Below are 13,498 nucleotides of genomic sequence, written 5' to 3'. Positions count from 1 at the left end.
CCTCAGATATCCGTCCACGAGCGCCGGATTCACCAGTGTTGACCTCGACGTCCCGGCCCAGGACGAGAACGGCGGGCAAGGTAGGCAGATCGCCGGCCAGGACACCGAACTGAGACAGTGGCCCACCCCAGCCGGGGGCGCGCAAGACCGGTGAGATCACGATCACCCGTGGCGCGGACAAGAGCACCGCGTTCACCGACTGGATCAAGGCCACTCTGGTTAACGCCGACCTCGACGCTGCCCGCCAGAACATCACGATCGCATTGAAGGATGCGAAGAAGCAGACCATCCGCCGCATTCACCTCAGCAACGCTTGGGCGTCCCGCTGGGAGGGACCATCGCTGGGAGCCGCCGAGTCCGGGTCGGCGACGGAACAGGTGACGATCACCTACGAAGACATGACTGTCGAGTAGCAATCGAGTTCTGGCCGGCGGATCACGTCCGAAGCCAGATGACCAAGGATGCTGCGGTGACGGTGCCGAGGAAGACGTAGCCGCGCTTGTCGTAGCGCGTGGCCACTGCGCGGTGGTTCTTCAGTTTGTTGATGGCCCGTTCGACGGTGTTGCGCTTCTTGTACCGCTCCTCGTCGAAGCCCGGTGGCCGCCCTCCGCGCGATCCTTTGCGCAGGCGGGCGGCCTGACTATCGGCCTTCTCCGGGATGGCGTGCCGGATGCCGCGCTGCCGCAGGTACTGACGACACGACCCGTTGCTGTATGCCTTGTCAACTGCGACGCTGTCCGGCTTCTTGCGGGGCCGGCCGAGCCCCTGCCGAAGAACTCGGATCTTCTCCAGCACCCGCACGAACTGGGTGCAGTCAGCTCGCTGTCCGGGCGTGATGATCAGCGATAGCGGGCGGCAGCGGCCGTCCGCACTCAGGTGGATCTTGCTGGTGAAGCCGCCGCGCGAGCGGCCCAGGCCCTCACCTCCCGCACCACCTCCACCAGCCGGGCGACCAGGCTCTGCCAGGGCGACTCGTCCTGGTGTTCCACGGCCTCGGCCCCCTTTGACTCCGCCGGGGCAGGCGGTGGAGCGGTTCGGGCGCCAGCCGCCTGCTGGTGGGCCCGCACGCTGGTGGAATCCACCGAGACATCCCAATCGATCCCGCCAGCCGCGTCGGCCGCAGCCTGGACCTGCTGCAGGAGACGCTCCCAGGTACCGTCCGCCGACCACAGCCGATGGCGCTCGTAGACGGTCTTCCAGGGCCCGAACCGCTCCGGCAGGTCGCGCCAATGCACCCCCGTCCGCACCCGGTGCAGAATCCCGTCGATCACCTGGCGATGGTCACGCCACCGCCCACACCGACGGTTGCTCACCGGCAAGAACCGCCGCAGTCGTTCCCACTCGGCATCCGACAGCTCACCACGCCGATGCCCACCCATGCCAGGAACAAACCGGATGAGGAGGCGGTCACATGATCGGCCGGACAGCTCCTAGTAGGGCTTTGTTACGTGGTCTTGTCACGGTGGGTGGCTGGTAGTTCGCTGGTTGTACGAGGGCTGGGGAACTTGCTGCGTGTCGGGGCCGGTTGGAGGAGTTTGCCGGGGAGGTGTTCGCGCCGCTGGTGCGGCGGGATCAGCGTGAGAAGGGCGCTTTGTATCTGCGGGGGGCTGCTGCTGCACGGCCGACGCAAGTCGATGCAGCCGATGGCTGAGCGTCTGGGGGTGGACCACCAACAACTCCAGCAGTTCATCACCTCCTCCACCTGGCCCTTTGATGCTGTACGGGCCCGGCTGGCATGGCGGGCCGTGCGAGTGGTGCGTCCTCAGGCGTGGGTGGTGGACGACACCGGTTTCCCCAAGGACGGCATCTCCTCGCCCGGTGTGGCCCGGCAGTACTCCGGCACGCTGGCAAGGTCGGCAACTGCCAGATCGGAGTCAGCGTCCATGCCGCCTCCGACACCGCCTCGTGCCCGCTGTCCTGGCGGCTGTTCCTACCCAAAAGCTGGGATATGCCCCAGGCGGACAGTCGCAGAAAACGCTGTCGCATCCCCGACGACGAACACCACTGTCCCAAGTGGCAGCTCGCCCTGGGGATGCTCGATGAACTCGCCGGCGCCGGCCTCAGGCCCGCTGTGCTGGTCGCGGACACCGGATACGGCGCCGATGCCGACTTCCGCCGTGGCCTGGAAGACCGCGGATTGGCCTATGTCCTGCAGGCCAAGGCCGAGATGACCGCCCATGATGAGGCTGCCGAACCCCACCAGCCTGCCTATAGCGGACTTGGGCCCAGGCCCCTTCCGCGTAACCGCACCCGGCCGGTGTCCTTGCGTGACCGCGCGTTGGCTGCAGGGCGAGGCGAGGGACGGACCCTGACCTGGCGCAAGGACTCCAAAGCCGCGATGAGCTCACACTTCGTGCTTGTGCGCATCCGGCTCGCAGGGCGGCGGCCCAAACCCGCCGCGGACGGCACGATCCCGTTGAGCTGGCTGATCGCCCAGTGGCCCGATGGCGAGGACGAGCCGGTCAAGTACTGGATCTCGAACCTGCCCGCCGACCTCCCCGCCCGCGATCTGGTCCGCATCGCGAAACTGCGGTGGCGCATCGAGCACGACTACCGCGAGGTGAAGACCGCACTGGGGCTGGACCACTTCGAAGGCCGCTCGTTCGCCGGCCGGCACCGCCATGTCACCCTCGTCACCGCCGCCCACCTGTTCCTGACCGAACAGCGGAGGAGCCCAAAAGCCCCTGCCAGGGCCTGACCCTCTACCAGGCCCTGGACCTCCTCCAACACCTCCTGGCCACCTGGCCACCTGGCCACCTGGGCCGGCACCTGCCCCACCTGCCACCAACCCACCCCATGGCAGCCCTACGACACCACCTGACAAAGCCCTACTAGGTCGTGTCGTCCAACTCCTGCCTGCCTCGCGACTCTCAGGGGCACCATCCGTGCGGCAGTGGCCGAATTGCAGTCCCTCCTCTGCTTCTTCCTGCCCCCTCGTAGCCTTCCCGCCCCCCTTTCGTGGCATTGGCGGCACGTTTCGGCCAGGCAAACCTTCCCATGGGGCGTTCTTGGGATTGGCCGGCGATGCCCGTCACGTTCGCTCTCGCCCACAACGCCTAGGAGTCAGGGGAGGCACATCATGGTGCGGGGTTTGATGAACCGGCAGAGGCACGCGGGTCGGGGAATGCGCGTCGGCGTAGGCGTGGCAGTGCTGGTGGGCGGACTTCTCCCACCGATGGTGGGTGCTGACAGCGCGGCTGCGCAGACGAAGCAGCAGACGAGTTTCACGAATCCCGGCGTGTTCACCTTCACGGTTCCCGGCAGCCCCACCGACGTGAAAGTCCTGACCATCAGGGTCTGGGGCGCCGGGGCCAGCGGGGGCGGTGGAGCCGGTGGCGGCGGTGGTGGCGGAGGAGGTGGCGGCGGCAACGCCCTTCTCTCGCTGGGCGGGGGAGGCGGTGGCGGGGGCGGTGGTGGCGGAGGAGGTGCCAGCGGTGGTGGCGGAGGCTCCGGCAGCTTCGTGAAGTGCACTGAGGTACTTGTCGGCGGCGTGACCTTGACCGTCGTGGTGGGCGCGGGGGGAAGTGCCGGCGGCGCGGGCGCCGGCGGCAATGGCGGCTCCGGCGGCAGCGGTGGCGGTCCCTTCGGCGGCGGTCCTGGCAGCGCAGGCGGTTCCGCCTCCCTCGGCGGAGCTGGTCAGGACAGCACGGTGGGCCTCACCCCGGCGGTGAATCTGGCCTTCGCCTCCGGCGGCACCGCCGGCACCAGGACCCCGACGGGCGGCAGGGGCGGTTTCGGCGGCGCTGTCGGCGGGCTCGGCGGGGCCGGCGGGATTGGTGGCGGCGGTGGGGGCGGCGGCACCATCACCGGTTCCGGCGGTACCGGCGGTCGAGTGTCACGGTGTCTGGGTATCCCCGCCGCCTCGCTGAACGGCAATGACGGTAACGCCGGCGCCGTAGGCAACTCCGGTACGGCCGGCGGCAGTGGCGCGAGCCAGCAGAGCGGCACGGGTGGGGCCGGCGGCAGTGGTGGCACGGGCGGCAACGGCGGCAGCGGGGGGACCGGTGGCGCAGGCATCACCGCCGACGGGTTCACCTTCGGAGCCGGAGGCAGCGGTGGCGGTGGCGGCAAGGGTGGCGCCGGCGGGGCTGGTGGCGCCGGCGCCACCAGCGGCGGTGCTTCCGCCGCCAACGGGTCTGCCGGTAGTGCCGGGGACAACGGCGTGTCCGGAAACGTCGGCGGAAACGGGGCCGTCGTCATCGACGTGACGCCAGTTCCCTGACCGTGAAATTGATCCGTCGTCAAATGATCTTGAGTGGTGGATCATGGTCGGGCGATATGTCGCCATGAGTTGCCCGACGCCGAGTGGGAATACGTCCGGCCCTCGTTGCCTCGGTCGGATCGGGGCTGCAAAAGGGAAGGACGACCGCAGGGTCCTCAACGGAATCGTGGGGGTCCGATCCGGCAAGAACAAGGGCCAGCACCCTCGGTGGCCACCGTCTACCGCATCTTCGCCGAGGAAGGTCCGGCCGACGGCACGGCCTGAACACGCGAAATCGGCGCCCCACTCTCGACCTGCGTCAACTGGACAACGCTGAGTGCGGGGCGACGTGTGCGCGTGGTGGCCCAAGCCGGTAGCGGAGGAACAGGTACGAATCCCGTCGCCGCGCGCTGACCAGGTCCGTCCACACCGGCCGGTTCGGCAGCAGTTCGAGACCGGCGATCAGCCCGGGGCGAGAGGTGTCGGCCCGGCCGGCGAGCACCGGCGAAGTGGTGAGGAACAGTTCATCCAGCAGGCCCTCACTTAGGAGGTGACCGATGAGGTGCGGCCCGCCCTCGGTGAGCACCACCGTGTGTCCGTGGGCGCGGAGAGCCGCGAGTACGTCGGCCATACGGAGGGTGGATCCTTCGACCGGGGTGAGGATCTCGCATGCCGCCGGCAGGCGTCCGTCCAGTCGGCGGGCGCCGTCTGCTGTGGTGGCCACGAGCGCGCCCGACTGCAGGGCCGGGTGCTCGGTGGGCACGTCGCCGCTCGCTGTGACCACGACCAGTTCCGGCTGAGTGGCGCGTCGCAGGCTGCGCCGTAGCTCGACGAAGTCGGGGGCGGCTTGCGGGAAGACGTGGTCGGGTGTCCATTGGTGGCCGGGCGTGGCCCGGAGCGTGCCGGCCCCGATGAGCACGGCGTCGGCGCATGCGCGCAGAAGTCCCATGACGAATCGGTCCGCCGGTGCACGCCCGCTGATCGCCGACCCGGAGGACGGGTATTCGGGACCGAGGGCGACCACTCCGTCGATGGAGGAGACGAAGTTCGCGTACACGCACGGCGGGGTGAAGCCCAGATCCCCGCCATAGGCCGTTGCGAGCGCCGGAGGCAGACCGAAGCGGGGCTGTCCGGCATCCTCGTACAGCGGCTCCAGTGGCTCCAGCAAGCCTGGCGTTCCGCCGGCGGCAGGCGCGGTGTTGTGCTCAGCCATGTCCGGCCAGGCCCCGTTGGCCGCACAGCGTGAAGAATTCGGCACGCAGTTGCGGATCCTCGTCGTAGGTGCCCCGCCAGTGGGTGGTACGGGTGCTGGACTCGATCTCCCGTACCCCGCGCATCTGCGTGCACAGATGCACCGCTTCCAGGTGGACCGCGACGCCATGTGGTTGCAGGATCTGCTGCAAGGATTCGGCGAGCTGGCGACCGATGCGCTCCTGCATCGAGAACCGGCGGGCGAACAGCCGCACCAGTCTGGTCAGCTTGGACAGTCCCAGGATGTGTTCGTGGGCGATGTAGCCGACGTACGCCTTGCCGAAGAAGGGCAGGCTGTGGTGCTCGCACAGCGAGAAGAAAGGGATCGGCCCTTCGACGATCTGGCTGATCCGGCAGTCCGAACCGCCGTGGCATTCGGTCTCGAAGGCGGTGACCAGCTTCTCGTCGCCTTCGTATCCGCTGGTGGCGTCGAAGAGGGCGCGCAGAAAGCGGCGGGGGGTGTCGGCCGTGGCCGCCGACCCGACGGCCATACCCAGCGCTCCGAAGATTTCCTTCAGGTAGTCCTCGAACCGCTGCCACTCCTCGGTGGTGATCTGCCGCGGCGACACGGACGCCCACTCCACCTCGTCCGTGATGGGGAGGATTCCTTCCCCGACCAGCCCTGCGACGGGTGGAGGGCCGTTCATCTGCGCAGATTGATCACTCACATGCGACCTCAAAACGGAGGAACCATGTATCTCGCAACACTGGGCCGCTTCCATTGTCGACCGATTTCTGCGTGAGCGCTGCACGAGCTCACGATGCCTCCCACCAGCAGCGCAGTGAGCCGGCGTCCAATAAGTCGACACCGAATACCAACGCACCCATCCCGATACCCACCCCGTCCGGGCGTGTCCGACAAGACGGACTCCTTCTGAGCCGTGGCCCCAGGCCAATTCCTTCGACGTCAGAGCCGCGCTTGGTGGTGTCAGATACCGCGCTCGATCATGTCGATGACGTGCTGGCCGGCGTCGTGGACCCGGGTGGGGTGGAGGCCGCGGAGGGGGCCGTCGATGAGGAGGCAGGCGAGGCCGTGGACGGCCGACCAGGCGAGGAACTCGGCGCCGGGGCGCCGGTCTTCGGGCAGGAGGCCGGCTTCCACGAGGCCGTCGAGGGCTGTTCCGAGGAGTTCGAAGGGGGTCTTGCCGGTGGTGCCTGCGGCGGTGTCGGCGGCGGCGTGAGTCATGTCGCCGGGGACGTGGAAGGCCGTGCGGAACAGGCCGGGTTCTTCCTGGGCGAAGCGCAGGTAGCCGGTGCCGACGGCACGGAAGCGGGCACGGGCGGCAGCCGCCGCGTCCGTGGTCGGTGGCAAGGTGGTTTGCTCGGCCTCCATGGTGCGGGCGAGGTGGGCCATGGCGGCCTGGGAGACGGCATGGAGCAGTGCGTTGCGGTCGGTGAAATGCCGGTAGGCGGCGTTGGGGGCGACTCCGGCCTGCCGGGTGGCGGCGCGTAGCACAACGGCGGTCGGCCCGCCCTGGCGGGCGAGTTCGAGGCCGGCTTCGACCAGTGCATTGCGGAGGTCGCCGTGGCGGTACGTCTCCCGCTTCGGCTTGTTATTCCCGACTGCTGTCATGGCCGCCGCCTCCAATGTGGACAGCATCCACTTAGGTCGTCTAGGCTCCTGCGTGATCACTCGGGGGACGCGGATCGCCACATCCTCCAAATGTGAACATCGTACACAATGGGTGGCCGTCAACCGCCCGGACGTTCTTTCACCAGGAGGATTCCGCTTCTCATGGGCAAGATCACGCACTTTGTGCACCAGTCGCTGGACGGCTTCATCGAGGGACCGAACGGCGAGTTCGACTGGCCCCGGATGGACAGCGAGCTGTCCGCCTACTCGCAGGCCCTCACCCAGGGCGCCGACATCTTCCTCTACGGCCGCAAGGTTTGGGACATGATGTCCGGCTTCTGGCCCCGCGCCGAGGAGTTCTCCACCCACGAGCACGACCTCGCATTCGCGCCCGTCTGGCGCCAGGCGTCCAAGGTCGTCGTCTCCTCGACACTGACCGAGGCCGACTGGAACACCCGCGTCATCAACACCGACGTCGTCGAGCAGCTCACCGCCCTCAAGAACAGCGGCGCCCATCTCCTGCTGTTCGGCGGCGCCACGCTGGCCGGCTTCCTCACCGAACACCAGCTGATCGACGAGTACCAGATCTTCGTCCACCCCGTCGTACTCGGCGGCGGCAAGCCCGTCTTCACCACCCCGCAGCAGCGGTTCGACCTGACTCTGGCCGAGACCAGGACCTTCGACTCCCAGGTCGTTCTCCTCCGTCACGAACGGACCAGCTAGACCGCTCGCTCAAGCCGCCCCGACGGGCGGGCGGCGACCGATGAGTTTCGCCGTGGTCAGCAGTCAGAGATCACAGCGGGTGCGCCGCGGCAGCGAGTGTGATCGAAGCGTGCACCGGCTGAACCCTCTTGTACCCAGACACGAGATACCGAGGAACCTTGAGATGCGTACCCTGATCAGCACCGCGTTCATCTCTCTCGACGGCGTCGTGGAGGCCCCGGGCGGTGAGCCCGGATACCGGAACTCCGGGTGGACCTTCAAGGGCATCGAGTTCCTGCCCGAGGCGTTCGACATCAAGGGCCGCGAGCAGCAGGAAGCCACCGCCATGCTCATGGGCCGGACCAGCTACGAGGCGTTCAGCCCGGTGTGGCCGGACATGGCGGACTTCGCCGACTACAAGGTCATGCCGAAGTACGTCGTCTCCACCACGCTCACCGAGGATGACCTGGTGTCGAACTGGGGCGAGACCACGATCCTGCGCTCGCTCGACGAAGTCGCCGCGCTGAAGGAGACCGAGGGCGGCCCGATCATCGTCCACGGCAGCGCCGCCCTGAACCAGGCCCTTTCGGACGCCGGCCTGATCGACCGCTATCACCTGCTCGTCTTCCCGCTCCTGCTCGGCGCGGGCAAGCGCCTGTTCAGCGCCACGGACAAGGACACCCAGAAGCTGAAGCTGATCGAGCACGAGGTCTACGCCAACGGCCTGCAGAAGAACGTCTTCGACGTCGTCCGCTGACAAGGCTCCCGCACCCGCCCTACCGTCGCGTCCCCGAAGTACGCCCCCGCAACACACGGACAGAAGGACAGAACCCCGACATGACCGCAGCAGCGAAAGGCCCTGCCAGCTACTTCCCCTCCATCGAGAAGAAGTACGGCCGCCCGATCACCGAATGGATGGATCTCATCCGCTCCTCACCCCTGACCAAGCACATGGAGCTCGTCAGCTGGCTGAAGACCGAACACGGCCTGGGCCACGGCCACGCCAACGCCCTGGTTGCCCACACCCTCGCCGAGGACACCGGTAAGTGAACCTCCCGGAGGAGCCTTCAGCAGGGCCGCGGCGGTCATGGGCGGAGCCAGAGCCGGATCGCGGCGACGGTGAGCGTGCCGTGAAAGACGTACGCCCGCTTCTCGTATCTGGCGGCCACTGCCCGGAACCCCTTGAGCGCCAAGATCGTGCGCTCAACTACATTCCTGCGACGGTAGGTTCGCTGGTCAACCCACAGGGCCAGCCACCCACGCTGCCGCGGCCCGGCAGTTGGCCCGCTGGTTCTTCGGCTCGGGAATGGTGTGCTTGATCTGCCGGCGGCGCAAGTAGCGACGGTTGCCGCGTGAGCCATCGGCCCGGTCCGCACACAAGCGTTCCAGCCGGGTACCCGGACGGCCCCGTCCGGGCGAGGAACTCGGATGCCATCCAAGACCTCGGTCATCTGCGGGGCGTCGGTCACCGGCTGAGGCTCCGGGAGAACGCTTCAAGATCCCCTGGGGAGGCCGTCTGATGACCGCTCGCCGCGGCGTCTCTCGGGTCTTGACCGCTCGGCTACGAGGCGTAGCGTGAGTTACGGGGAGTAATCAAAAGGGCGTGGAACGGTCGCGCGCCGGACATCGCCGAAGCCTTCACCTGACGCGCCCGGTGCCGACGGCACGATCGCCGGCATACACACCGAGGCGGCTCCGGGATGCGGGCAATGACTCCCCCAAAGCACCGCGCGACGGCCGCCTTCGAAGGAGAGACGGCACAAGGGGGACAGCACCATGACCTCACCGACGCCAGGGCATACAGCCCTCACGGGCAAGGTGTCAGTCCGGCCCCTGGAGAAGACGGACCTTGACCTCGCCGACGAGATCTGCAGGGTCGCCTTCGGGACGTTCCTCGGCGTGCCCGACCCGAAGAAGACCTTCGAGAGCGCCGACTTCATCCACGTCCGATGGGCGGCTGATCCGGAATCGGCGTTCGCCGAGACCGTCGACGACGAGCTGGTGGCATCGAACTTCGCCACCAACTGGGGCAGCGTCGGATGCTTCGGCCCACTGACCGTGCGCCCAGACATGTGGGACCAGGGCATCGGCAAGCGCCTGATGGAACCGGTCATGGACCGCTTCACCACATGGGGCAACCGCCACCTCGGCCTGTTCACCTTCTCCCACAGCCCCAAGCACCTGGAGCTCTACCGCAAGTACGGCTTCTGGCCCCGCTTCCTCACCGCCATCATGAAGAAACCGATCACGACCCGTGCCGCCGTCCCCGGGCGCGCCACGCGTACAACGAGCTGCCCGCAGCTGAGCGGCCCGCCTGCCTGGAGGAATGCCGGGCGCTGACCGGAGCCGTGTACGAGGGCCTCGACCTGGAGCGCGAGATCGTCGCCGTTCACACTTTGGCGCTCGGCGACACCGTCCCCTTCCGGAACGGCTCCGCCGTGGACGGCCTGGCCATCTGCCACTACGGAGCGGGAACGGAGGCCGGCGAGGACGTGTGCTTCGTCAAGTTCGGCGCCGTACGCCCCGGGCCGGGAGCGGCAGACCGCTTCGAGCTGCTGCTCGACGCCTGCGAGCAGCTGGCGACCGAGCGCGGCCTCGGCCACCTGGACGCCGGCATGAACCTGGGCCGCCCGGACGCGTACCGGCGGATGATCGACCGCGGCTTCCGCACCTGGCTCCAGGGCGTAACGATGCATCGGCCCAACGAGCCCGGCTACAGCCATCCCGACGCGTACGTGATCGACGACTGGCGCTGACCCCATCCGCCGGCCAGCCGGAGCCGAGGCCGCCGCGGAGCCCGTCCAACCGTGAAGGGGGCCTGAACACGCTCGGTACCTGTCGAGGCATGGGTTGATTCGGGGCTTGCCGAGGGCGGACGCAGTTCGAACCGGGGCCCCGCCCAAGCGGACTGGTAGAAGGTGCGGCCATGGCGAGGCCAGCAAGCATCCGGGCCACCGTGAAGACGGCCAGGTTCGGCGCGTAGGCGAGGGCGAGAAAGGAGAGGACCGCGAGGACGGAGCCGGTGGTCATCACCGTGCGGGGGACGTAGCGGGCGAGGATGCGGCCGACGGGGATGCCATCGGCGGCCGAAGTGAGGAGTGCGGCGGAGAACGCGGCGGCGGTAACGCCGGTGGACCAGCCGGTGTCGGCGGTCGAGTGCGGGAGCAGGACGGGAAACGCGTAACAGACGACGCCCCAGCTGGTGATCTAAGTGGCGCATAGGGCGGGCAGGACGGCGTGAGGCCGCGGCCGGTCCCCCGTACCGGGCGCAGCCTCCCCCGCACGCGATTGCGTCATCGCGGTCAGCAGCCCTCAGAGGTAGCGGGATGGGCGCCAATGCCGATCTGGAGGGTGGACGGGGCAGCGCAGCAGCCTCCGCCGTCTCCCTGTGCTGCCTCAGGTTCGTCGAAGAGGCCCGCACCGCCGCAGACGCCGGTCTCCGGCAGCGTCAACTCGACGCGTTCGGCGGCCTCGTGGTCGCCGGCGAGGGCGGCGGCGATGGAACGGACCTGCTCGTAGCCGGTCATGGCCAGGAAGGTCGGGGCGCGGCCGTAGCTCTTCATGCCGACGACGTAGACGTCCTGCTCGGGGTGGGCGAGCTCCTTGGCGCCGTGGGGATAGACGGTGCCGCAGGAGTGGACGTTGGGGTCGATGAGCGGGGCGAGCTCGACCGGGGCCTGGAGACGCTCGTCAAGGTTCAGGCGGAGTTCGGAGAGCACGGAGAGGTCGGGGCGGAAGCCGGTGAGCGCGATGATCTCGTCGACCGGGTCGAGGCGGCGGCCGTCCTCGGCGACGAGGACGAGCTGATCGCCGGCCTTCTCCACGGCGGTGGTGCGGAAGCCGGTGACGGCGTCGGCGTGGCCGTCGTCGACGGCGGCCTTGGCGGCGAGGCCCAGGGCGCCGCGGGCGGGGAGCTGGTCGGCTTCGCCGCCGCCGAAGGTGGAGCCGTTGATGCCCCGTCGCAGGATCCACACGCCGTGGGTGCCGGGGGCGTCCTTGGCGAGGTCGGCGAGGTAGGCGAGGGCGGTGAAGGCGGAGGCGCCGGAGCCGATGACGGCGGTGCGCTTGCCGGCGTAGCGGGCGCGTACGGCGGGGTCCTTGAGGTCGGGGACGCGGTAGGAGATGCGGTCGGGGGCGGTGCGCTCGCCGAGGGCGGGGAGACCGTCGCCGCCCAGTGGGCCGGGGGTGGTCCAGGTGCCGGAGGCGTCGATGACGGCGCGGGCGGTGAGGCGCTCCTCGGTTCCGTCGGCATTGCGTACGTAGACGGTGAAGGGCTGGTCTTCGCGGGCCGCGTCGACGACGCGGTCGCGTCCGGCGCGCGAGACGCCGGTGACGCGGGTGCCGTAGCGGACCTTGTCGCCGAGGGTGTCGGCCAGTGGCTGGAGGTAGTGCTCAGCCCAGTCGCCGCCGGATGGGTAGGTGGCGCCGTCGGGGCGGATCCAGCCTGTGGGGGCGAGCAGCTTCTCGGCGGCCGGGTCGACGACCTCGGACCACGGGGAGAACAGCCGCACGTGGCTCCAGTCGCGTACGGCGCTGCCCGCGCTGGGGCCGGCTTCCAGGACGAGCGGTTCGATGCCGCGTTCGATGAGGTGGGCGGCGGATGCCAGGCCGACGGGGCCGGCTCCGATCACCACGGTGGGCAGGGCGGCGGTGGGCGCGTTCACGATGGACTCCCGCGTTGATTCGACATCCGTCGATGGCTTATGCCGCCAGCGTGACACCTGATTCGATAGACGTCAACATAGACATGAATCGAATTAGACCCTCGCCCGCAGCCCCGGAGGCTCTGATTCGACGTGTGTCAACATAGACGCATGTCGAATGCCGAGACGTTGCCGCTGGTGGAGTCCGACGTTGAGCCGTGCTGCCCGCCTCTGACCGAGCGGCCGCTGTCGGCGGAGGAGGCAGTCCGTACGGCTGCGATGTTCAAGGCGCTCGGCGACCCGATCCGGCTGCGCCTGTTCTCGCTGGTCGCCTCCCACGAGGGCGGCGAGGCGTGCGTCTGCGACATCTCCGACGTGGGCGTCTCACAGCCGACCGTCTCCCATCACCTCAAGAAGCTCCGCGAGGCTGGCCTGCTGACCTCGGAGCGGCGCGGCACCTGGGTGTACTACCGGGTCGCACCGTCGGTGGTGGCTGCGATGGGGAAGATGCTGGGACAGTTCGCCGCCTGATCACATGCCCTGGGGCCGCGTCACGGCTCAACGGCCGCGACCGGCCGCGTCGAGGGTGAGTTGCCGGCGATGGAAGTCGAAGTGCTGGGTTGGGTAGCGGTAGATGTCCGCGAGTGTCATGAAGTCCTTGAAGAAAGGATCCCAGCGGACGGGATAGTGCATCCCGCGCGCCAAGTCGGCTTCGGATTCGGCATCAAGGCGACAGTGCAACGAGGCAATGACGCGGTCGAACTTCGTCCCCATCCGCCGCCGGTTGAAGACCTTGGCGGCCATACACGACCCGACGTAGTTGATCTCGTCGAAGGGTTTGACTGCTGCGTCCAGCAATCGTGCGTACGCCCTGCTGACGCCGCGCGGCAGTCGGCCGAAGATGCGCACGACCGTCAGCAGTGCCCGGACGACCATGTACCCGAATAGCATGTGGAAGAGCAGCTGCTCATTGTTCCAGCGGGTTTCTCGCGTCTGCCCGGCCCAGTCGGCTTCGCCCAAGCCGCCGATCAGGGCATGGAAGTCCGCGCGGGCCCTCTCCAGCTCGTCATGGACGGTCTGTTTGTTCAAAGGTTGCCGCTCCGTCATGGATCCACCAGCTCTCCGCGA

13 protein-coding genes and 4 pseudogenes are annotated in these 13,498 nt (G+C 68.4%); 9 read left to right on the top strand and 8 right to left on the bottom strand.

Annotated features, from left to right (window positions below; genetic code table 11):
* Positions 1–128 precede the first annotated feature (128 nt).
* A pseudogene (locus tag FCH28_RS08670) lies at positions 129–413 on the top strand (phage tail protein); the annotation flags it as partial.
* Positions 414–435: 22 nt separating this feature from the next.
* Here the strand turns inward: FCH28_RS08670 and FCH28_RS08665 are convergent.
* Positions 436–1,379, bottom strand: a protein-coding gene (locus tag FCH28_RS08665; RefSeq protein WP_425471900.1) for an IS5 family transposase whose coding sequence is annotated in 2 segments (ribosomal slippage) — positions 436–1,011 and positions 1,014–1,379 — 942 coding nt in all. Because the reading frame shifts where the segments join, the coding sequence is not laid out codon by codon here.
* A gap of 146 nt (positions 1,380–1,525) precedes the next feature.
* Between FCH28_RS08665 and FCH28_RS08660 the strand changes: the two are divergent.
* Positions 1,526–2,698, top strand: a pseudogene (locus FCH28_RS08660) (IS701 family transposase).
* 792 nt (positions 2,699–3,490) lie between these two features.
* A complete protein-coding gene (locus tag FCH28_RS38005; protein ID WP_169314092.1) occupies positions 3,491–4,222 on the top strand; it encodes a hypothetical protein in 732 nt (243 codons plus the stop codon).
* A gap of 298 nt (positions 4,223–4,520) precedes the next feature.
* On the opposite strand, the gene FCH28_RS08650 is transcribed toward FCH28_RS38005, so the two are convergent.
* From FCH28_RS08650 to FCH28_RS08640, 3 genes are all read right to left on the bottom strand, one after another.
* Complete coding sequence (locus FCH28_RS08650; protein WP_136739074.1) at positions 4,521–5,414, bottom strand: RibD family protein; 894 nt, start codon at positions 5,412–5,414, stop codon at positions 4,521–4,523.
* Positions 5,407–6,099, bottom strand: a complete 693-nt coding sequence (folE, locus tag FCH28_RS08645) for a GTP cyclohydrolase I (RefSeq protein ID WP_169314091.1) — start codon at positions 6,097–6,099, stop codon at positions 5,407–5,409. The genes FCH28_RS08650 and folE overlap by 8 nt, the downstream gene beginning before the upstream one ends.
* A gap of 281 nt (positions 6,100–6,380) precedes the next feature.
* On the bottom strand, positions 6,381–7,025 hold the full coding sequence (locus tag FCH28_RS08640; RefSeq protein ID WP_136739072.1) for a TetR/AcrR family transcriptional regulator: 645 nt from the start codon (positions 7,023–7,025) through the stop codon (positions 6,381–6,383).
* Positions 7,026–7,187: 162 nt separating this feature from the next.
* Between FCH28_RS08640 and FCH28_RS08635 the strand changes: the two genes are divergently transcribed.
* The 3 genes from FCH28_RS08635 (at position 7,188) to FCH28_RS08625 (ending at position 8,777) form a co-directional block, all read left to right on the top strand.
* Positions 7,188–7,748, top strand: a complete 561-nt coding sequence (locus FCH28_RS08635; RefSeq protein WP_136739071.1) for a dihydrofolate reductase family protein — start codon at positions 7,188–7,190, stop codon at positions 7,746–7,748.
* A gap of 163 nt (positions 7,749–7,911) precedes the next feature.
* The gene (locus FCH28_RS08630; RefSeq protein WP_136739070.1) at positions 7,912–8,484 is read left to right on the top strand and encodes a dihydrofolate reductase family protein; all 573 of its coding nucleotides are present in this window, start codon (positions 7,912–7,914) and stop codon (positions 8,482–8,484) included.
* A gap of 80 nt (positions 8,485–8,564) precedes the next feature.
* Positions 8,565–8,777 (top strand): DUF4287 domain-containing protein, encoded by a 213-nt coding sequence (locus FCH28_RS08625; RefSeq protein WP_136739069.1) that lies wholly within the window; start codon positions 8,565–8,567, stop codon positions 8,775–8,777.
* Positions 8,778–8,812: 35 nt separating this feature from the next.
* On the opposite strand, the pseudogene FCH28_RS39075 reads toward FCH28_RS08625, so the two are convergent.
* Positions 8,813–9,190, bottom strand: a pseudogene (locus tag FCH28_RS39075) (transposase family protein); the annotation flags it as partial.
* 313 nt (positions 9,191–9,503) lie between these two features.
* Between FCH28_RS39075 and FCH28_RS38655 the strand changes: the two are divergent.
* Together FCH28_RS38655 and FCH28_RS38650 are read left to right on the top strand one after the other, a co-directional pair.
* Positions 9,504–10,067 (top strand): GNAT family N-acetyltransferase, encoded by a 564-nt coding sequence (locus tag FCH28_RS38655; RefSeq protein ID WP_222852400.1) that lies wholly within the window; start codon positions 9,504–9,506, stop codon positions 10,065–10,067.
* An 8-nt stretch (positions 10,068–10,075) separates the two neighbouring features.
* Entirely contained in the window at positions 10,076–10,483 is a 408-nt protein-coding gene (locus FCH28_RS38650) for a hypothetical protein (protein ID WP_222852399.1), read from the top strand.
* 140 nt (positions 10,484–10,623) lie between these two features.
* On the opposite strand, the pseudogene FCH28_RS40045 reads toward FCH28_RS38650, so the two are convergent.
* Together FCH28_RS40045 and FCH28_RS08610 are read right to left on the bottom strand one after the other, a co-directional pair.
* Positions 10,624–11,024 (bottom strand): annotated as a pseudogene (locus tag FCH28_RS40045) (MFS transporter); the annotation flags it as partial.
* Between the two features lie 5 nt (positions 11,025–11,029).
* Positions 11,030–12,391 (bottom strand): NAD(P)-binding domain-containing protein, encoded by a 1,362-nt coding sequence (locus FCH28_RS08610; RefSeq protein WP_136739067.1) that lies wholly within the window; start codon positions 12,389–12,391, stop codon positions 11,030–11,032.
* Between the two features lie 150 nt (positions 12,392–12,541).
* Between FCH28_RS08610 and FCH28_RS08605 the strand changes: the two genes are divergently transcribed.
* Positions 12,542–12,901 (top strand): ArsR/SmtB family transcription factor, encoded by a 360-nt coding sequence (locus tag FCH28_RS08605; protein ID WP_136739066.1) that lies wholly within the window; start codon positions 12,542–12,544, stop codon positions 12,899–12,901.
* Positions 12,902–12,928: 27 nt separating this feature from the next.
* Here FCH28_RS08605 and FCH28_RS08600 read toward each other — a convergent pair whose 3' ends face one another.
* Positions 12,929–13,477 carry a DinB family protein gene (locus tag FCH28_RS08600; RefSeq protein ID WP_187363785.1) on the bottom strand — a complete coding sequence of 183 codons (549 nt, stop codon included), beginning with the start codon at positions 13,475–13,477 and terminating at the stop codon, positions 12,929–12,931.
* Positions 13,478–13,498 lie beyond the last annotated feature (21 nt).

This window comes from Streptomyces piniterrae (assembly GCF_005048155.1).
GTDB lineage: Bacteria > Actinomycetota > Actinomycetes > Streptomycetales > Streptomycetaceae > Streptomyces > Streptomyces piniterrae.
The sequence above is the reverse complement of the archived record's forward strand: the minus strand, read 5'-3'. Positions and strand labels throughout refer to the sequence as shown.

Coding starts and splice junctions, on each gene's coding strand:
- FCH28_RS08650 (WP_136739074.1), bottom strand. CDS start 5,414: ATGGCTGAGCACAACACCGCGCCTGCCGCCGGCGGAACGCCAGGCTTG.
- folE (WP_169314091.1), bottom strand. CDS start 6,099: ATGAACGGCCCTCCACCCGTCGCAGGGCTGGTCGGGGAAGGAATCCTC.
- FCH28_RS08640 (WP_136739072.1), bottom strand. CDS start 7,025: ATGACAGCAGTCGGGAATAACAAGCCGAAGCGGGAGACGTACCGCCAC.
- FCH28_RS08635 (WP_136739071.1), top strand. CDS start 7,188: ATGGGCAAGATCACGCACTTTGTGCACCAGTCGCTGGACGGCTTCATC.
- FCH28_RS08630 (WP_136739070.1), top strand. CDS start 7,912: ATGCGTACCCTGATCAGCACCGCGTTCATCTCTCTCGACGGCGTCGTG.
- FCH28_RS08625 (WP_136739069.1), top strand. CDS start 8,565: ATGACCGCAGCAGCGAAAGGCCCTGCCAGCTACTTCCCCTCCATCGAG.
- FCH28_RS38655 (WP_222852400.1), top strand. CDS start 9,504: ATGACCTCACCGACGCCAGGGCATACAGCCCTCACGGGCAAGGTGTCA.
- FCH28_RS08605 (WP_136739066.1), top strand. CDS start 12,542: ATGTCGAATGCCGAGACGTTGCCGCTGGTGGAGTCCGACGTTGAGCCG.
- FCH28_RS08600 (WP_187363785.1), bottom strand. CDS start 13,477: ATGACGGAGCGGCAACCTTTGAACAAACAGACCGTCCATGACGAGCTG.